General features: G+C 61.1%; 15 protein-coding genes. 10 read left to right on the top strand and 5 right to left on the bottom strand.

From position 1 onward, the window contains the following. Positions 1-97: 97 nt before the first annotated feature. Together AC0J41_RS12760 and AC0J41_RS12755 are read left to right on the top strand one after the other, a co-directional pair. Complete coding sequence (locus AC0J41_RS12760) at positions 98-1,951, top strand: polyurethane esterase (RefSeq protein ID WP_473015813.1); 1,854 nt, start codon at positions 98-100, stop codon at positions 1,949-1,951. A gap of 239 nt (positions 1,952-2,190) precedes the next feature. Beyond that, a complete protein-coding gene (locus AC0J41_RS12755; protein WP_025109635.1) occupies positions 2,191-2,565 on the top strand; it encodes a hypothetical protein in 375 nt (124 codons plus the stop codon). Positions 2,566-2,636: 71 nt separating this feature from the next. Here the strand turns inward: AC0J41_RS12755 and AC0J41_RS12750 are convergent, their stop codons facing one another. Continuing rightward, a complete protein-coding gene (locus AC0J41_RS12750) occupies positions 2,637-2,861 on the bottom strand; it encodes a YgdI/YgdR family lipoprotein (RefSeq protein WP_025109636.1) in 225 nt (74 codons plus the stop codon). Between the two features lie 205 nt (positions 2,862-3,066). Between AC0J41_RS12750 and AC0J41_RS12745 the strand changes: the two genes are divergently transcribed. The 4 genes from AC0J41_RS12745 to AC0J41_RS12730 all read left to right on the top strand — a co-directional run bounded on the left by AC0J41_RS12745 (position 3,067) and on the right by AC0J41_RS12730 (position 9,610). Continuing rightward, a complete protein-coding gene (locus AC0J41_RS12745; RefSeq protein WP_473015812.1) occupies positions 3,067-4,719 on the top strand; it encodes a VRR-NUC domain-containing protein in 1,653 nt (550 codons plus the stop codon). Beyond that, positions 4,716-7,001 (top strand): ATP-dependent DNA helicase, encoded by a 2,286-nt coding sequence (locus AC0J41_RS12740; RefSeq protein WP_473015811.1) that lies wholly within the window; start codon positions 4,716-4,718, stop codon positions 6,999-7,001. Before AC0J41_RS12745 ends, AC0J41_RS12740 begins: the two co-directional genes overlap by 4 nt. Before the next feature lie 72 nt (positions 7,002-7,073). Beyond that, positions 7,074-8,996 carry a hybrid sensor histidine kinase/response regulator gene (locus AC0J41_RS12735; RefSeq protein ID WP_473015810.1) on the top strand — a complete coding sequence of 641 codons (1,923 nt, stop codon included), beginning with the start codon at positions 7,074-7,076 and terminating at the stop codon, positions 8,994-8,996. Positions 8,997-9,073: 77 nt separating this feature from the next. Further along, entirely contained in the window at positions 9,074-9,610 is a 537-nt protein-coding gene (locus AC0J41_RS12730) for a hypothetical protein (RefSeq protein ID WP_473015809.1), read from the top strand. 54 nt (positions 9,611-9,664) lie between these two features. Here the strand turns inward: AC0J41_RS12730 and AC0J41_RS12725 are convergent, their stop codons facing one another. From AC0J41_RS12725 to AC0J41_RS12710, 4 genes are all read right to left on the bottom strand, one after another. After that, on the bottom strand, positions 9,665-9,961 hold the full coding sequence (locus tag AC0J41_RS12725; protein ID WP_025109641.1) for a hypothetical protein: 297 nt from the start codon (positions 9,959-9,961) through the stop codon (positions 9,665-9,667). Positions 9,962-10,150: 189 nt separating this feature from the next. After that, the gene (locus tag AC0J41_RS12720; protein ID WP_473015808.1) at positions 10,151-11,494 is read right to left on the bottom strand and encodes a cation:proton antiporter; all 1,344 of its coding nucleotides are present in this window, start codon (positions 11,492-11,494) and stop codon (positions 10,151-10,153) included. Between the two features lie 6 nt (positions 11,495-11,500). Beyond that, positions 11,501-12,358: a glucose 1-dehydrogenase gene (locus tag AC0J41_RS12715; protein ID WP_473015807.1), complete on the bottom strand. Its 858-nt coding sequence runs from the start codon at positions 12,356-12,358 to the stop codon at positions 11,501-11,503. Between the two features lie 199 nt (positions 12,359-12,557). After that, on the bottom strand, positions 12,558-13,712 hold the full coding sequence (locus tag AC0J41_RS12710; RefSeq protein WP_473015806.1) for a MalY/PatB family protein: 1,155 nt from the start codon (positions 13,710-13,712) through the stop codon (positions 12,558-12,560). 310 nt (positions 13,713-14,022) lie between these two features. Here AC0J41_RS12710 and fdnG point away from each other — a divergent pair, with 310 nt between their 5' ends. Genes fdnG through fdhE form a run of 4 tightly spaced genes read left to right on the top strand, consistent with a single transcriptional unit; the run spans position 14,023 to position 19,630 of the window. After that, positions 14,023-17,088, top strand: coding sequence for a formate dehydrogenase-N subunit alpha (gene fdnG, locus AC0J41_RS12705; RefSeq protein ID WP_473015805.1), 3,066 nt, complete (start codon positions 14,023-14,025; stop codon positions 17,086-17,088). A 14-nt stretch (positions 17,089-17,102) separates the two neighbouring features. Beyond that, entirely contained in the window at positions 17,103-18,038 is a 936-nt protein-coding gene (fdxH, locus tag AC0J41_RS12700; RefSeq protein WP_473015804.1) for a formate dehydrogenase subunit beta, read from the top strand. Further along, on the top strand, positions 18,035-18,700 hold the full coding sequence (locus AC0J41_RS12695; protein WP_473015803.1) for a formate dehydrogenase subunit gamma: 666 nt from the start codon (positions 18,035-18,037) through the stop codon (positions 18,698-18,700). Before fdxH ends, AC0J41_RS12695 begins: the two co-directional genes overlap by 4 nt. Positions 18,701-18,703: 3 nt before the next feature. Then, positions 18,704-19,630, top strand: a complete 927-nt coding sequence (fdhE, locus tag AC0J41_RS12690; protein ID WP_473015802.1) for a formate dehydrogenase accessory protein FdhE — start codon at positions 18,704-18,706, stop codon at positions 19,628-19,630. Positions 19,631-19,745: the final 115 nt, after the last annotated feature.

Raw genomic sequence — 19,745 nt, 5'->3', positions numbered from 1 at the left:
ACGTGTAAGTAGTGAAAATGCTCCGGGGCGTGCCCGTGAGGGGCGCCCTGGCTGTGAGCTATCTCTGACAATTCCAACAAAGAGAGAGGCAATAGCAATGGGTGTGTATGACTACAAGAACTTCGGCACAGCCGATTCCAAGGCATTGTTCAGCGATGCCATGGCGATCACGCTGTATTCCTACCACAACCTCGATAATGGCTTTGCCGCCGGATATCAGCACAACGGTTTCGGTATCGGCCTGCCCGCCACGCTGGTCACGGCGCTGCTCGGCGGCACCGATTCGCAAGGGGTGATTCCCGGTATTCCATGGAACCCCGACTCGGAAAAACTCGCCCTCGATGCGGTGAAAAAGGCGGGCTGGACACCCATCACTGCTTCGCAGCTGGGTTACGACGGCAAGACTGACGCCCGGGGAACCTTCTTCGGCGAGAAGGCCGGTTACACCACCGCGCAGGTCGAAATCCTCGGCAAGTACGACGCCCAGGGGCATCTCACGGAAATCGGCGTGGCCTTTCGTGGCACCAGCGGCCCGCGGGAAAACCTCATCCTCGACTCCATTGGCGACGTGATCAACGACCTGCTGGCAGCCTTCGGCCCCAAGGATTACGCCAAGAACTACGTCGGTGAAGCGTTCGGCAATCTGCTCAACGATGTGGTGGCGTTCGCCAAGGCCAGCGGCCTCACCGGCAAGGACGTGCTCGTCAGCGGCCACAGCCTCGGCGGGCTGGCGGTCAACAGCATGGCCGACCTGAGTGGCGGCAAGTGGGGCGGGTTCTTCGCCGATTCCAACTACATCGCCTACGCCTCGCCCACCCAGAGCAGCACCGACAAAGTGCTCAACGTCGGTTACGAAAACGATCCGGTATTCCGCGCCCTCGACGGCTCGACCTTCACCGGCGCCTCGGTCGGCGTGCACGATGCACCCAAAGAGTCGGCCACCGACAACATCGTCAGCTTCAACGATCACTACGCCTCGACGGCGTGGAATCTGCTGCCGTTCTCGATTATCAACATCCCCACCTGGATCTCGCACCTGCCCACCGCGTACGGCGACGGCATGAACCGGATCATCGAGTCGAAGTTCTATGACCTCACCAGCAAGGACTCGACGATCATTGTCGCCAACCTGTCGGACCCGGCGCGGGCGAACACCTGGGTGCAGGACCTGAACCGTAACGCCGAAACCCACAAGGGCAGCACCTTCATCATCGGCAGCGACAGCAATGACCTGATCCAGGGCGGCAGCGGCAACGACTACCTCGAAGGTCGCGCCGGCAACGACACCTTCCGTGACGGTGGCGGCTACAACGTCATCCTCGGCGGCGCCGGCAACAACACCCTCGACTTGCAGCAATCGGTGAACAAGTTCGACTTCGCCAACGACGGTGCCGGCAATCTGTACATCCGCGACGCCAACGGCGGGATCAGCATCACCCGCGACATCGGCAGCATCGTTACCAAGGAGCCCGGCTTCCTCTGGGGCCTGTTCAAGGACGACGTGACCCATAGCGTGACGGCCAGCGGCCTGAAGGTCGGTAACAACGTCACGCAGTACGAGTCCAGCGTGAAGGGCACCAGCGGCGCCGACACGCTCAAGGCGCATGCCGGGGGTGACTGGCTATTTGGTCTGGAGGGCAATGACCACTTGATCGGCGGCGCCGGCAACGATGTGTTTGTCGGTGGCGCCGGTAATGACTTGATGGAGTCGGGGGGCGGGGCGGATACGTTCCTGTTCAATGGCGCATTCGGTCAGGACCGGGTGGTCGGTTTTACGTCCAACGACAAACTGGTGTTCCTCGGCGTGCAGGGCGTGTTGCCGAACGACGATTTCCGCGCCCATGCCGCGACGGTTGGACAGGACACGGTACTGACGTTTGGCAATGACTCGGTGACGCTGGTCGGGGTGGCACTCAACAGTCTGCACGCCGATGGCATTGTGATCGCCTGAGGTTGAGGTGGCGCCGGTAAGGGCCTCTTCGCGAGCAGGCTCGCTCCCACACTGGATCTGTGTCGTTGACATAGACCCTGGGGAAGCGAGCCTGCTCGCGGAGAATTTAACTCGGTATTAGAAGTGACTCGACAGCCACTCCCTGACTCAAAAGCTCTGCAAACAGCAGAAGCGGCCTAAAGCCAGCACGTGCACACACGTTCTATAGCTAGCTGCCATTGAGTACAGGAGATGCACACGTGAGAAGGTTCAAGGGGTATGTCGGGATTGTCGGACTGGCGCTGTTATCGGCCAATGCCTGGGCCGATCTGCCGCCGACCTCGATTCTGAGCCGTTACGGGATCAGCAGCGATCAACTGCCCAAGCCGGCGAAGACCGAAGCGGTCGAGCCGGTCGAAGAGAAAAGCCTGTTTCAGATCCAGCCCGAACAGCCATTCGTGACGTTTCGCCGGGGTGACGACAAACAAGCGCAAGCCACCGGCAACCTGAGCATCGACCGCATGACCCAACAGGATCTGGAGCGCTGCCGACGTCTGCAAACAGAACTGGCGCGCCGGGGCGAACAGTATTTCAGCTGCGATAACAGCATCGTTGGCCTGCCTGCTTTCGATTAACACCCACAATGCTTGTCGGATAACGCTCCCCTGTAGGAACCTTCGGCAACTCCTACAGGGTTATCGGGTGGTCAGTCTTCCTTGCGCACCGTTGCCACTTCATCGGAACGGACCTTCACTTTAGCCCCGGAAATATCCTCGAACTCGTAGAAACCGTCCTTGTTCTTGGTTTTCGGCATGTCCTTGGTCAAATACTGAGTGCCGTTCTGCAAGGTCACGACGGTCGGCGTCGAGCAGCCGGCCAATGCCAGCAGGGCCGCTACCGCCAGGGGAAGACCCAGAGTCTTGATGTTCATACCCACCTCAAATACCTCATTGCATATGAATTGACCGTCTTTGGTCTCTAACGCGGTTGGTGCCATCCAGCCGGGAAAAGTTCGATGGCACCCTGAAAAAATTCCGATTGCCGCTGCCATTGATCTTTTTCCGTTTGCACGCGACGGGGCAGAGCTGGTATCTGTACGCATAACCAGTACTCGCTCGCCATGGCCCTGAATTCCCGTGACTGCCAACCCCCTCGACGATCCGTTCTATTACCTCAACAACTTTCGCCAAGTGCTTGATTGGCTTGAGCTTCGCTATGCCGATGTGATGAGTGAATCCGAGCACGGGTTTATCCGCGACTTCAAGACACTGGCACGTCCCTCACAGGGTTTGCTGGTGCGCATGGTCATGCGCAAGGGCGTGCATTTTCGCCTCGGCAAGCTCGACTACCCGGAAATCGGTGACATCAACGACGCCGCGCAACCGTTACTGAGTCACGGCTGGCTCGACGATCAGGCGTTGTTAACGGTGGCCGAGGTGTTCGACGTGCTGCTCAAGGCCGAACTCCTGCAGGCCTTCGGTAGCCTCATCGAGCAACCCAAGGGGCGCAAGGATGACTGGCTGTCGATACTGACCGAGCAGTTCAACGAACCGCGCAGTCTGTGCGACTGGGCGCCGACGCTCGGCGAGCGCTTGTTCAGCCTGTCCATCATGGACCTGTGCGACCGCCTGCGTCTGATGTTCTTCGGCAACCTGTATCAGGACTGGTCGGAGTTCGTGCTTGCCGATCTCGGCATTTTCACCTATGAGAAAGTCGAGTTCTGCGCTGACTCCCGCGGCCTGCGCAGTCGCGAAGACGTTGACGCCTGCCTGTTCCTGCATCACTGCCAGTTGCGCTTCGAGGCCGGCGAACCGCTGGAAACCATCGTCGAACAGGTCACTGCGCTGCAGTTTGCCAACCCGTGGCTGCAACGCCGGCGCGGCAAGGTATTGTTCCAGATCGGCCAGTACTGCGAACGCATCAGCGAATTTGCCCTGGCCCTGAGCATTTACCGCGAATGCGCGTACCCCGGTGCCCGGCAGCGAATGATCCGGGTGCTGGAGCGTTGCGGCGAATACGCACTGGCGCTGGAACTCGCCACCCTCGCCGAGCAGGCACCGCAAAGCGCCGCCGAGCAGCAGAGCCTGCAACGGATGCTGCCGCGACTGCGGCGCAAACTCGGCGGGCCGCCGCTCAAACGGGCAGCACCGCGACCGGTTGAGCGCCTCGACCTGCAACTGTCGCGCACCGACCCGGGGCTGTCGGTGGAGTACTACGTGCAGGCGCATCTGCACGAAGACGCCGGCCCGGTGCACTACGTGGAAAACAGCCTGATCAACTCGCTGTTTGGCCTGCTGTGCTGGCCGGCGATCTTCGCGCCGCTGCCGGGGGCGTTCTTTCATCCGTTTCAACGCGGGCCGGTGGACCTGCTCAATGAGGACTTCCAGCAACGCCGCGCCGATCTGTTCCGGGCCTGTCTCGACGAACTCGACGACGGCCGTTATGCCGCGACCATTCGTGAGCGCTTCGTGGCCAAATGGGGCGTGCAGTCGCCATTCGTGTTCTGGGGCGCGTTGAACGAAGAGCTGCTTGAGCAAGCGCTGGCCTGTCTGCCGGCCGAACACCTCAAGCACTGGTTCAATCGCCTGCTGCTCGACATCAAGGCCAACCGCGCCGGCATGCCGGACCTGATCCAGTTCTGGCCGCAACACAAGACCTACCGGATGATCGAGGTCAAAGGTCCCGGTGACCGCTTGCAGGACAATCAGATGCGCTGGCTGGAGTTCTGTCACGAACACCAGATGCCGGTCGCTGTGTGTTACGTGCAATGGGCGGAGCAGAGCGCTTGAGCTACAGCATTGCGGTGCGCGCGCTGTGTGAGTTCACCGCCAAGACCGGCGACCTCGACTTGCGCTTTACCCCCTCGCCGACAGCGCTCGAAGGCATGCTCGGGCACCGCACCGTAGCCTCGCGGCGCAGCGACAAATACCAGAGTGAAGTGGCGCTGGAAGGCGAGTTCCTGCAACTGAAGGTCAAGGGCAGGGCGGACGGCTATGACCCGGCGCAAAACTGCCTGGAAGAAGTCAAAACCTATCGCGGCGACCTGAGCAAACAGCCGGCCAACCATCGCCTGCTGCACTGGGCACAGGCGAAAATCTACGGCTGGTTGATGTGCCGCACGCTTGCGCTTGAGCAGATCAACCTGGCGCTGGTGTATTTCGACATCGTCAGCGAAAAGGAAACCTGCCTGGTCGAGGCCTTCAGCGCGTCCGCCTTGCAGGGCTTTTTCGAGCAACAGTGCCGGTTGTTCCTCGACTGGGCCGAACAGGAAATGGCCCATCGCGAGGCGCGGAATCTGGCCGCGCAGACATTGGCTTTTCCCCACGCGGACTTTCGCCCGGGTCAGCGGCATCTGGCCGAATCAGTGTTCAAGGCCGTCAGCACCGGCCGCTGCTTGATGGCCCAGGCGCCCACCGGAATCGGCAAGACCCTCGGCACGCTGTTCCCGCTGCTCAAGGCGCTGGCGCCGCAGCAACTGGACAAGGTATTCTTCCTGACCGCCAAGACCCCGGGACGCAAGCTGGCGCTGGATGCCAGCCAGGTGTTGTTCGATCAGGGTGAAAACTTGCCCTTGCGGGTGCTGGAGATGGTCGCCCGGGACAAGGCCTGCGAGCATCCGGACAAAGCCTGTCACGGCGATTCCTGCCCGTTGGCCCAAGGCTTTTATGATCGACTGCCCGCCGCCCGGGAGGCGGCCAGCCGGGTCCGTCTGCTCGATCAGGCAGCGATGCGCGATGTTGCCCGTCAGCACAGCGTGTGCCCGTATTACCTGAGCCAGGAAATGGCCCGTTGGGCCGACGTGGTGGTCGCGGACTACAATTATTACTTCGATTTCAGTGCACTGCTGTTCGGTCTCGCCCAGCTCAATCAGTGGAAAGTTGCGGTACTGGCCGACGAAGCGCACAACCTGGTCGAACGTGGGCGGTCGATGTACAGCGCCAGTCTCGATCAGGCCGCGCTGGCCAGCGTGCGCAAATCGGCTCCCGAAGCCCTGAAGAAATCCCTGCAACGGGTCAACCGTGAATGGAACGCACTGCATCAGCCACAACTGGCCCCGTATCAGGCCTACGACAAGGCCCCGGAGAAACTGCTGCAAGCGGTTTCCCTGTGCAGCGCGGCCATTGGCGATTACCTCAACGATCATCCGCAGGGACTCGACAGCGCCCTGCAGACCTTCTATTTCGACATGCTGCAGTTCGGCCGGGTGGCGGAGCTGTTCGACGAGCATTACCTGTTCGATATCAGCAAGCGCGACCTCGACCGTAAACGGCCGTTGTCACAGCTGTGCCTGCGCAATGTGGTGCCGGCCGCGCTCATCGGCCCGCGCCTGAAAGCGGCGCGCAGCAGCGTGCTGTTCTCCGCGACGCTGAGCCCGCGGCACTATTACGCCGACTTGCTCGGCACGCCCGCCGATACGGTATGGATTGACGTTGAGTCACCGTTCAGTGCCGAACAGTTACAGGTGCAGATCGTCAGCCGGATTTCCACGCGCTTCAACCACCGCCAGGCGTCGCTGGAGCCGATCGTCGAACTGATCGCCCGCCAGTTCAGTGAGCGCCCGGGCAATTACCTGGCGTTCTTCAGCAGCTTCGATTACCTGCAACAGGTGCTGACACTGCTCGCCGAACGCCATCCGCAGATCAACCTGTGGCAACAGTCCAGGGGCATGGCCGAAGGGCAGCGTCAGGCGTTTCTCGACCAATTCACAGCCGAGAGTCAGGGTATCGGGTTCGCTGTGTTGGGGGGGGCATTCGGCGAGGGTATCGACTTGCCCGGGGCACGTCTGATCGGAGCGTTCATTGCCACCTTGGGCCTGGCCCAGCTCAACCCGGTCAACGAGCAGTTGAAGCGGCGCATGGCGGCGATTTTCGGCAGCGGTTACGACTACACCTATCTGTATCCGGGCGTACAGAAAGTGGTGCAGGCTGCCGGCCGGGTGATTCGCACGCGCCAGGATCGCGGTGTGGTGATGCTGATTGACGACCGGTTTGCCGAACCGCGTATCCAGCAATTGTTGCCGCGCTGGTGGTGCCTCGGCGCGGACTCTTCCTTGGATCACGCCGTGAATTGAAGCGCGTTTGCACCTTCCCAACGCGCCGGATTGCCGCATACTTGTACCAGGAAAAAAACAGCGGTGAACCTGATGAGTGAGAACCCGAGCAAAACCGCCGCGATCGAGGAGATGCGTTTTCGTCTGCTGATCGATGCGGTGGTCGATTATGCGATTTACATGATCGACCCGGACGGCATCATCACCAGTTGGAACTCCGGCGCCAAACGCTTCAAGGGCTACGAAAGGCAAGAGATTCTCGGCGAGCATTTCTCACGTTTCTACACCGAACAGGATCGCGCGGCCGGCTTGCCGCAACGGGCGCTGGACACGGCAATCGGCGAAGGGCGATTCGAAGGCGAGGGCTGGCGGGTACGCAAGGACGGCACACACTTCTGGTGCCATGTGGTGATCGATCCGATCATCGAACCGGACGGGACGCTACTGGGTTTTGCCAAGATCACCCGCGACCTGACCGACCGCAAGATGGCCGAAGAAACCCTCAAGCGAAGCGAGCAGCAGTTCCGTCTGCTGGTACAGGGGGTGACTGACTACGCCCTGTACATGCTCAGCCCTGACGGTCGGGTGTCGAACTGGAATCAGGGCGCGCAGCGGATCAAGGGGTATCTGCCGGAAGAAATCATCGGCGAGCATTTCTCGATCTTCTACACCGCGCAGGACCGTGAGCGCGGCGAACCGCAACGGGCGCTGGAAATCGCAGCCCGCGAAGGTCGTTTCGAAAACGAGAGCTGGCGGGTACGCAAGGATGGCAGCCGGTTTCTAGCGCATGTGGTGATCGATGCCATCCGCGGCGACACCGGGACCCTGCTCGGTTTCGCCAAGATTACCCGCGACGTGACGGAGGCTCATCAGTCGCAACAGGCACTGGAAAAAACCCGCGAAGCATTGTTCCAGGCGCAGAAGATGCAGGCCATCGGCCAACTCAGTGGCGGCATCGCCCATGACTTCAACAACCTGTTGACCGTGATCCTCGGCAATCTTGAAATTGTGAGCAAGCGCGTTGGTGATGACCCGAAACTCAAGCGCCTGCTGGAAAACGCCACCCAAGGTGCCTTGCGTGGCGTGTCGCTGACCCAACGCATGCTGGCCTTTGCCCGGCGTCAGGAGCTGAAGACCGAGCCGGTCGATGTCGCGCAACTGGTGCAAGGCATTACCGGGCTGTTGCGCAGCTCACTGGGGCCGGGGATCAAAATCGAAACCTCCATGCCCGCCGACCTGGAGCCGGTGCTGGCCGATACCAATCAGCTGGAACTGGCAGTGCTCAACCTGGCGACCAATGCCCGGGACGCCATGCCCGAGGGTGGCAGCGTGGTGATCAGCGCACGACCGGAGGTGGTTCTTGAACAAAGCCATTCGCCGATGGCGGCGGGGCGTTATGTCTGCCTGAGTCTGATCGACACGGGCGAGGGCATGGATGAATTGACCCTGGCATCGGCCCGGGATCCGTTTTTCACCACCAAAGGCCTGGGCAAGGGCACCGGGCTGGGGTTATCGATGGTGCATGGATTCATCGAGCAACTCGGCGGCCGCTTCATTCTCAAGAGCCAAAAAGGTCATGGCACTGCGGCAGAGCTCTGGCTGCCGGTGGCGGCGGGCGGTGTGAGCACGCCATTGGTGTATACGAATGCTGAACCGGTGGCGGTGCCACGGCTCAGTGTACTGGTGGTGGACGATGACTCGTTGGTGTTGACCAGCACCACGTTGTTGCTTGAAGACCTCGGCCATCGGGTGGTCAGTGCAACCTCCGGAGCCAAGGCTCTGCAATTGTTCGATCAAGGCGAGGTCATCGACCTGTTGATCACGGACATGGCCATGCCGCAGATGAGCGGCGCGCAACTGGCCCACGCGGTGCGTTTGCTCAAACCGGATCTGCCGATCATCCTGGCCACCGGATACGCCGAACGCCTGGAAGGCTTTGCGGCTCAGCTGCCGCGTCTGCCCAAGCCGTTCACCCAACTCAATCTGGTGGAGATCATCGCCCAGTCGATGAAATGAACGGGCCACACATCCGGCTGAACTAGTGCGTGACGGGGTGCTTCTAAACACTTTCCCTGCCCCGGAGCATGCGTCCCTTGCCTCGCATCCTGACCCAGCCCACTGCCGAAGACGTACTGACCGAACACAACGCGAAAATGTTCGGCTCCCCCAAGGAACGGCTGGATTTCTATCGCAAGGAAATCCAGTACGAAACCAGCATTCTGGCCAACCGCACCGACGCCTATCTGGCGGCGCAATCGTTTCTGGTGATTGCCTTTGCGTCGTGCATGGCCAATCTCAACCCGGAATGGGGCAAGCTGTTCACCCTCGTCGTGCCGCCGTTTCTGGCGCTGCTCGGGCTGCTCAGTTCGCTGAATGCCTGGCCGGGGATACGCGCGGCCTACGACATCATCGACCACTGGCACTACAAGCAAAGCGAGCTGTTGCGCAGCGAGCCGATCATGGGCCTGGCCTACGACGAGTCGCCGCTGTTCAGTGAAATGGAGTCGAGCCACAAGGGCTATCGCAAATCGCTGTTGTTTTCGGTGCGCACACCGTGGATTTTTGCCACGTTCTGGATGCTGCTCGGGATTTATGCGGTGTTCATTCAGGTGACCAACCCCGGAGGCTGATCGCCGGCCAAAGAAAAAGCCCGGACTTTGCAGCTGGGCTTTTTCGTGTGCGGTTTATTCGACGGTTTCAAGCTGCCGACGCAATTCCTGCGAATGATGCGGCGACATTGGAATCGGCGGAAAGTCCTCGTTGAGAACGCACAAATGGTCGATAGCTTCCTCGAACTTCGCATCGGCTTTGCGGCGCAGCGCTCGATAGCGCTCAAATTGCTCGATATCCAGATTGTCCGCCTCCAACAGCTCGTGAGCCGTTCGGTTGAGGGTATGGGCGTCTTCGAACAATTGACGATTGCGTTCCAGGGCCAAAGCCCTGCAAGCCTTGATTTGTGCAGGAGTCGAGCATTCTTTCATGACCGTAACCTTGATATTTTCAAAGATTCCTTTGCATGGGCTGCAAGCCGCAGGGGAACCGAACCTGCCGGACCCCGCCGAGTGCATCCAGCGAGGGGTTATGGTTGTGACTGCCGGAATCTGCAGAGGGATCCATTTATTTTTAGAAGAAAGTTCGATGGGTTACCCCAACAACATGCGCTGGAAAAATCAGGTTTTTCGTTTTTGCCGTTGTTCGTAGCGGGCGAGGATTGGCTGAGTACTGATGCCGTGCAGCAAAATGCTCAGCGCCACCACCGACAGCGTGATGTCGGTGCACAGCGTGGTGAGCGGGGCGCTGAGGCCATGGTTCAAGGCATAAAACAGGTAGAACAGACTGCCGATCCCGCGAATGCCGAACCAGCCGATCAACAGCCGCTGACGCGCGTCGAGCAGCGCGCCCCACGGCATCAGCGCAACGCAGGCCGGACGCACCACACAAAACAGCACCGCGCCTACCAGCAGCGCCCGCCAGTCCCAATGTGCCACCAGCACCACGCCGAGCAGGGTCACCAGAAACACTTCCATCGCCCGTTCCACCAGACTGCCGAACGACAGCATGTCGCCCATCATGATCCCGGCGGCGACCTGACTGCTTTCCAGTCGTTCGGTATCACCGTGTACAGCGTGCTGCGGTTCGATGTTCTGATGGCCCACTACCGGCTGCACCAGATGTTCGGCAGGCGGCTGGCTGGCGCCCGTGGACTTCACTTCTTCCTGACGCAAGCCCAGGCCCGCGGCAAACACCGCCAGAAACCCATAACCGCCGATGGCGTCCGCGCCGACGTAGGCCAGGGCAATCAGCGACAGTGCCAGGTAATCATTCGGGCTCAGCGTACTGTCGTCGTTACGAATGCGCAGCGAGAGTGTCACCCGACCAATGCCGCGTCCCATCCAGTACCCGGTCAGCAGTCCCGCGGGAACCGCCCATAACACACTGCGCAACACCCAGTCCTGCCACTCGCCGGGGCTGCCTTCGCCATGAATCAGCAACAGCCCGAGAATCACGAACGGAAAGGCAATCCCGTCGTTCAATCCGGCTTCACCGGAAAGGCCAAAACGCACGCTGTCGACGTCCCGCGCATCGTTGACCTGCACCAGCGCGGCGAGCACCGGATCGGTCGGTGCCAGGATCGCGCCGATCAGCAGCGACGGCCCCCAAGCCCATTGCAGGCCCCAATGCAGTAACAGGCTGACCCCGGCGATGGTCAACACCATCACCGGCCCCGCCAGCCCGAATGCGATCCGCCAGCGTTTATCGCGCAGCGGCAGACGCAGCTTGAGTCCGCAGACGAACAGCGAAAACAGTACCGCGACTTCCGTCAGGTGCTCCATCCACACAGCAGCGTTTTCCACCGACAGTTTCAGCAGATCGAGGCCGCTGGGGCCAATGCCGATCCCCAGCAACAGGCACACAGCCGAGGTGGTGACCGGCATCCAGCGCAGGTACGAAGAGGTCAGCGCGAGGGTCAGCAATACGGCACCGAGCACCGCGACCCAGATGACAAAGCTCATGGTTGATCACAGCATCGGCTTGCCACCCGTCACGCCGTAGCGCTGACCGGTGATGTAACTGGCTTCATCCGAGGCCAGCAGCACATAGATCGGCGCCACTTCCACCGGTTGCCCGGGGCGGCCGAGCGGGGTATTGCCGCCAAAATTCTGCACTTCTTCATCCGGCATGGTCGAGACGATCAATGGCGTCCAGATCGGCCCGGGAGCCACGCAGTTCACGCGGATTTCCTGCGGCCCGAGCAACTGCGCCAGTCCGCCGGTGAAGTTGGCAATCGCGCCTTTGGTGGTGGCGTAGGCCAGCAGTGTAGGTTTGGGCAGGTCGGAGTTGATCGAGCTGGTGTTGATGATCGACGCGCCGGGGCGCATGTGTTTGAGCGCCGCCTGGCACAGACGGAAAATTGCGGTGATGTTGACGTCGAAGGTCATCACCCATTCTTCGTCGGGAATTTCTTCGAAGGTTTCGTGGGTCATCTGGAATGCAGCGTTGTTGACCAGCACGTCGATGCGCCCGAAGCGTTCGACGGTCTTGTCGACCAGCGCCTGGCAATGGGCCTTTTGCGCAATGTCGCCGGGCAGCAGCAGGCACTGGCGGCCCGCCTGTTCAACCCAGCGCGCGGTCTCTCTGGCGTCGTCATGTTCGTTGAGGTATGCCACGGCGACGTCTGCACCTTCGCGGGCGAAGGCAATCGCCACGGCGCGACCGATGCCGCTGTCGGCGCCGGTGATCAGCGCAATCTTGCCAGCCAGTCGCCCGGAACCGACGTAGCTTTGTTCGCCGCAATCGGGGGACGGCTGCATTTTGCTTTGCGAACCGGGCACCGCTTGGGCCTGGGCGGGAAAGGGTGGTTTTGGATAGTCGGTCATCGCGGGTCTCCGAGGTCTCAGGGCTGGTATGGGCGGTTGACCCGGACGGTTTGCCGTGAGTTCGATCGGATGTTGGATGACCGCAACACCAATGTGGGAGCGGGCTTGCTCGCGAAGGCGGTGTGTCAGTAAACGATGATGTCGCCTGACACACTGCTTTCGCGAGCAAGCGCGCTCCCACAAGGGATTATCTGAGGGGTCAGCTATTGCGGTGAATCAGGGCACGCTCCATGCGGGTAATGCCTTCTTCGAGCAGCGAGCGCGGGCAGCCGAAGTTCAGGCGCACGAATTGCTGGTGTTGATCGCCGAAGTCGAGACCGGCGCTGAGGCCGACCTTGCCCTGTTCGAGGAAGAACTGCTGCGGGTTTTCCAGCTCCAGCGCCGAGCAATCGAGCCAAGCCAGGTACGTGCCCTGCGGCACATTGATGGTCACGCCCGGCAAGCGGCTGCGCACCGCATTCACCAGCCAGTCACGGTTGGCTTGCAGATAGGTTTTCAGCTCGGCGAGCCACGGTGCGCCTTCGCTGTAGGCGACTCGGGTCGCTTCCATGCCCAGCGGGTTGACGCTGTCGACCATGCCGCAACGGGCGTGGTTGACGCGTTCACGCAGGGCAGCGTCCTGGATGATCATGAACGAGGTCTTGAGGCCGGCAATGTTGTAAGCCTTGCTGGCCGACATCAGGGTGATCGTGCGCTTGGCGATTTCCGGGCTCAGGGAGGCGGTCGGAATGTGCACGCGGCCGTCGAAGCACAGCTCGGCGTGGATTTCGTCGGAGATGATCCAGGCGTCCTGTGCCGCGCAGATATCGGCCACGGCTTGCAGCTCTTCACGGCCGAACACCTTGCCGATCGGGTTGTGCGGGTTGCTCAGGAGCAGGGCGCCGCCACCGTTCAGCGCGTCGCGCAGGCTCTCCAGCGGGGTGGCGCAGGTGCCGTCGGCCTGGGCGACGAATTCCAGTTCGACCTTGTTCAGTCCCCAGTGGCCCGGCGCATGCCGCAGCGGCGGGTAGTTCGGCACTTGCACCACGACGTTCTGCTGCGGCTGCACCAGCGCTTTCAAAGCCATGTTGAAACCGGACTCAACGCCTGGCAGGAAGATCAACTCCTGCGGTTTGACCTTCCAGGCGAACTTGTTCCATAGGTCGGCGACGATGGCCTCACGCAGGTTGTCCTGAGCCACGCTGTAACCCACCAGCGGGTGCAGCAAACGCTGCTGCAGAGCCTCTATGATCACCGGCGGCGCAGCGAAATCCATGTCAGCGACCCACATTGGCAACACATCGGCCGGGTAGCGGCTCCACTTGGTGCTGCCAGTGTTGTGGCGGTCGAATACCTGATCAAAATCGAAAGTCATGCGCGGTCTCGTGAAGGCGGGTTGTTCATGGCCGCCATGATAAGCCGCAACCCCTGCAGGAGCGAGCCTGCTCGCGATTGCGGTTTTAAATTCAACATTTGAGCAAGCTGACCCACCGCTATCGCAAGCAGGCTCATGCCTGCAACGAGCGGTGTGAATACAGTTCCGACAAACGGCCGACGGTCGGTTTTCACACAGAGTGTGTGGTCTTTGTCTACAGTGAAAAAGTCGGCAGCCTTTCTGCCGTCACCGTGTTTGTCCAGAAAAAACCCGGCACCAGTACCGGGTTCCACCTGATCAGGAGTGCACGATGGATCTCAGCCGTCGTCAATTCTTCAAGGTCGCCGGTATCGGCCTTGCAGGCTCTAGCCTGGGCGCGTTGGGCATGGCCCCGACGCTGGCCTTCGCCGAGCAGGTGCGTCACTTCAAGCTCGCCCACACCCATGAAACCCGCAACACCTGCCCGTATTGCTCGGTCGGTTGCGGATTGATCATGTACAGCCAGGGCGATGCCGCGAAGAACGTCGCGCAAAATATCATCCACATCGAGGGCGACGCCGACCACCCGGTCAACCGCGGCACCCTGTGCCCGAAAGGCGCCGGCCTGCTGGACTTCATTCATAGCCCGGGCCGCCTGCAATACCCGCAGGTGCGCAAGCCCGGCAGCAGCGAATGGACCCGCGTCAGTTGGGACGAAGCGCTGGATCGCATCGCCGACCTGATGAAGGCCGACCGCGACGCCAACTTCATCGAAAAGAACGCTACCGGGCAAACGGTGAACCGCTGGCTCACCACCGGGTTCCTCGCAGCGTCGGCAGCGTCCAACGAAGCGGGTTACATCACCCAGAAGGTGATTCGCAGTCTCGGCATGCTGGGGTTCGATAACCAGGCGCGTGTCTGACACGGCCCGACGGTGGCAAGTCTTGCCCCGACGTACGGCCGTGGTGCCATGACCAATACCTGGACCGATATCGCCAACGCGAATCTGATCCTGGTGATGGGTGGCAACGCAGCAGAAGCGCATCCGTGCGGTTTCAAATGGGTGACCGAGGCCAAGGCGCACAACGCTGCCCGGCTGATCGTGGTCGACCCGCGTTTTACCCGGACCGCTTCGGTGGCCGACTATTACGCGCCGATCCGCACCGGCACCGACATCGCCTTCATGGGCGGGCTGATCAATTACCTGCTGACCGAGGACAAGATCCAGCACGAATACGTGCGCAATTACACCGACGTCTCGTTCATCGTCAAGGCCGGCTATGGCTTTGAAGACGGTATTTTCAGCGGCTACGACGCGGCCAAGCGCACCTATACCGATAAGTCCGGCTGGGGTTACGAGCTGGGTGAGGATGGTTTTGCCAAGGTCGACCCGACCCTGCAGGACCCGCGCTGCGTCTATCAACTGATGAAGCAGCATTACAGCCGTTACAACATTGATCTGGCGAGCCAGATCTGCGGCATGCCGGTCGATGCCATGCAGAAAATCTGGGATGAGATTGCCACGTGCTCCACGCCCGGCAAGACCATGACCATTCTCTATGCCCTGGGCTGGACGCAACACTCGATCGGCGCGCAGATCATTCGCAGCGCGGCGATGGTGCAATTGCTGCTGGGCAACGTCGGCATGCCGGGCGGCGGCGTCAACGCCTTGCGCGGGCACTCGAACATTCAGGGCCTGACCGACCTCGGGTTGTTGTCGAACTCGCTGCCGGGTTATCTGACCCTGGGCAGCGATGCCGAGCAGGACTACAACGGCTTCATCAAAAAACGCACGCAGATGCCGTTGCGTCCGGGGCAATTGTCCTACTGGCAGAACTACAGCAAATTCCACGTCAGCCTGATGAAGTCGTGGTACGGCGCCAACGCCACGCTTGAGAACAACTGGAATTACGATTATCTGCCGAAGCTCGACATCCCCAACTACGACGTCCTGAAGATGTTCGACCTGATGAGCCAGGGCAAGGTCAACGGCTACATGTGCCAAGGGTTTAACCCGATCGCCGCGCTGCCGGACAAGAACCGGGTGATGGGCGCACTGGCCAAACTCAAATGGCTGGTGGTGATGGACCCGCTGGCCACCGAAACCTCGGAGTTCTGGCAAAACGTCGGGCCGTACAACGACGTGAAAAGCGCCGAGATTCAGACTGAAGTCATTCGGCTGCCGACCACCTGCTTTGCCGAGGAGGACGGCTCGCTGGTCAACAGCAGCCGCTGGCTGCAATGGCACTGGAAAGGTGCCGACGGCCCGGGCGAAGCGCAGACCGACATCCGCATCATGAGCGAGCTGTTCCTGCGCCTGCGCAAACGTTATCAGGCCGAGGGCGGAAAATTCGCCGATCCGCTGCTGAAACTGTCGTGGCCGTACAAGATTCCGGATGAGCCATCGCCGGAGGAGCTGGCCAAGGAAATCAACGGCAGCGCCATGGTCGACTTCACCGACGCCAGCGGTGTGGCGGTCAAGGCCGGCTCGCAACTGGCGGCGTTCGCGCAGCTCAAGGACGATGGCAGCACCGCGTCCGGTTGCTGGATCTTCGCCGGCAGCTGGACCGAGGCCGGCAACCAGATGGCCCGACGCGACAACGCCGACCCGTACGGCATGCACCAGCACCTGGGCTGGGCCTGGGCGTGGCCGGCCAATCGGCGGATCCTCTACAACCGTGCATCGGCGGATGTCTCGGGCAAACCGTGGGATCCGAAAAAACGCCTCGTATGGTGGAACGGCAAGGCCTGGGGCGGCACCGACGTGCCGGACTACAAGGCCGATGTGCCGCCGGAAGCCGGGATGAACCCGTTCATCATGAACCCCGAAGGCGTGGCGCGGTTCTTCGCCGTCGACAAGATGAACGAAGGGCCATTCCCCGAACATTACGAGCCGTTTGAAACGCCGATCGGCATCAACCCACTGCACCCGCAAAACAAGAAAGCCACCAGCAACCCGGCGGCGCGGATCTTCGATTCGGTCTGGGAAAGCCTCGGCGAAGCCAAGGACTTCCCGTACGCCGGCACCAGTTACCGGCTGACCGAGCACTTCCACTTCTGGAGCAAGCATTGCAAGTTGAATGCGATTGCCCAGCCGGAGCAGTTCGTCGAGATCGGCGAAGTGCTGGCGAAGGAGAAGGGCATTGCGGCCGGGGATCGGGTACGGGTCAGCTGCAAGCGCGGGTTCATCGAGGCGGTCGCGGTGGTGACCAAACGCATCCGACCGCTGCAGGTCAACGGCCAGGTGGTGCATCAGATCGGCATCCCGTTGCACTGGGGGTTCACCGGTCAGACGCGACACGGTTACCTGACCAACACCTTGGTGCCGTTTCTCGGCGATGGCAACACACAGACGCCGGAATCCAAGTCATTCCTGGTCAACGTGGAGAAGCTCTGATGGAGAATCTATAGATGGCCAGCCAAGACATCATTGCCCGCTCGGCCACCACCACGGTGCCGCCCTCGGTGAGGAATCAGCAGGAAGTCGCCAAGCTGATCGATACCACCAAATGCATCGGTTGCAAGGCCTGCCAGGTCGCCTGCTCGGAATGGAACGAGCTGCGCGACGAGGTCGGCCACAACCATGGCACCTACGACAACCCGCAGGACCTGAGCGCAGAAACCTGGACCTTGATGCGCTTCACCGAACACGAAACCGACGCCGGCAATCTGGAGTGGCTGATCCGCAAGGACGGCTGCATGCATTGCGCCGAGCCGGGTTGCCTGGCGGCCTGCCCCAGTCCCGGGGCGATCATCAAGCACGCCAATGGCATCGTCGATTTCGATCAGGACCACTGCATCGGCTGCGGCTATTGCATCACCGGTTGCCCGTTCAACATTCCGCGGATTTCGCAGAAGGATCACAAGGCCTACAAGTGCACCTTGTGTTCGGACCGGGTGGCGGTGGGGCTGGAACCGGCTTGCGTGAAAACCTGCCCCACCGGGGCGATTGTCTTCGGCAGCAAGGAAGACATGAAGGAACACGCCGCCGAACGCATCGTCGACCTGAAAAGCCGCGGCTTCGACAACGCCGGTCTGTACGACCCGGCAGGCGTCGGCGGCACCCATGTGATGTACGTGTTGCACCACGCCGACACGCCGAAGATCTACGCCAACCTGCCGCAGGACCCGAGCATCAGCCCGTTGGTGGGCTTGTGGAAAGGCATCAGCAAACCGCTGGGCCTGCTGGCGATGGGCGCGGCGGTGCTGGCCGGATTCTTCCACTACGTGCGGATCGGGCCGAACCGCACCGAAGAAGATGACCATCCCGCGCCGCCGGACACTTCGGTGCACGTTGTTGATCCGGCGGTGCACACCTTCGATCCACGCGGGGAGGACCGGCCATGAGCAACAAGACGATTCTGCGTTACACCGCCAACCAGCGCACCAATCACTGGCTGGTGGCGATTCTGTTCTTCATGGCCGGGCTGTCGGGGCTGGCGTTGTTTCATCCGTCGATGTTCTGGCTGACCAACCTGTTCGGCGGCGGGCCGTGGACGCGGATTCTGCACCCGTTCATGGGCGTGCTGATGTTTGTGCTGTTCCTTGGCCTGGTCTTCCGCTTCTGGCGCTCGAATTTCTTTATCGACAACGACTGGAAGTGGATGCGCCGCATTGATCGGGTGTTGGTCAACGATGAAGAAAGCGTGCCGCCGGTGGGTAAGTACAACGCCGGGCAGAAGATGCTGTTCTGGACTTTACTGCTGTGCATGCTCGGGTTGCTGTTGACCGGGCTGGTGATCTGGCGCGCGTATTTCAGTGCGTATTTCGGCATCACCGTGATCCGTTGGGCGATGCTTCTGCATGCGCTGGCCGGGTTTGTGCTGATCCTCAGCATCATCGTTCACATCTACGCCGGCCTGTGGATCAAGGGCTCGGTGGACGCGATGCTGCATGGCTGGGTCAGCCGTGCCTGGGCGAAGAAACACCACGAACTCTGGTACCGCGAAATCACCCGCGATGAACGCAATCCGGATGTGCCGCAGCGACCGATCACCAAAAAGGGCTGACCTTTGGCAACCATTCTTGAACCCGGGGAAATCGAAGCGGCGGCCAGTTCGCCGCCGTTTCTGCACTTGCCACCGCACAACCTGTTCACCTTGCGCGCGCAACGTCTGGAGCAATTGGCCCAAGGGCATGCGCTGGCCGACTACCTGCGTCTGATCGCCGGGTTGTGCCGGGTGCAGCAGCAGGTTTTCGACGATCCACCGCTGACGGTGCCGTTTGATCAGCAAAGGATTGAAGCCTGTCAGCAACATGGCTTGCCGCCGTTCGCCGCTGATACGCTGGTGCGCGAAGAGGGTTGGCAGGCTTATCTCGGCGCTTTGCTAAAACGCTATGAGCCGGTTGAACAGCCCGCCGTTGTTGAGGCGGTGAATACGCTGCAGGGCGCAAGTTCGGGCCAGTTGCGCGCATGGGCGGTGGCCTTGGTCAGCGGCCAGTACTCGATGGTGCCGGCGCAACTGGTGCCGTTTCTCGGCGCCGGGCTGCAAGTGGCCTGGAGTCACTGGCTGCTCAGCGCACCCAACCTGCAACTGAAACCCGGTGACAGCCTCAGCCAATGCCCGGGTTGTGGTTCACCGGCGATGGCCGGGGTGATCCGCCATCGCGGCAAACACAACGGCCTGCGTTATCTGGTGTGTTCGCTGTGCGCCTGCGAATGGCACGTGGTGAGGGTCAAGTGCGTGTATTGCGAGTCGAGCAAAGGCCTCGATTACCTGAGCCTTGAGGATGATCGGCATGCAGCCAATCAGGCGCCGATTCGGGCGGAGGTCTGCCCAGGCTGTAACAGTTATCTGAAACTGCTGTATCTGGAAAACGATGCCGACGGCGAAGCACTGTCGGCGGACCTCACCAGCCTGCTGCTCGACATGCGTCTGACGCAGGATGGATATCAGCGTCTGGCACCGAATCTGTTACTGGCGCCGGGAGACGAATGACCAGAACGTCTACACTCCTGAAAACTTGTGGGAGGGGGCTTGCTCCCGAAGGGGCCGTGTGAGTCAGATCATTTGTAGCTGACTCACCGCATTCGCGAGCCCCCCCCTCCCACAA

Source organism: Pseudomonas sp. Arb-4-2C (assembly GCF_055755015.1).
Note: the sequence above shows the minus strand (reverse complement) of the source record. Positions and strands in the feature narration are given on the sequence as shown.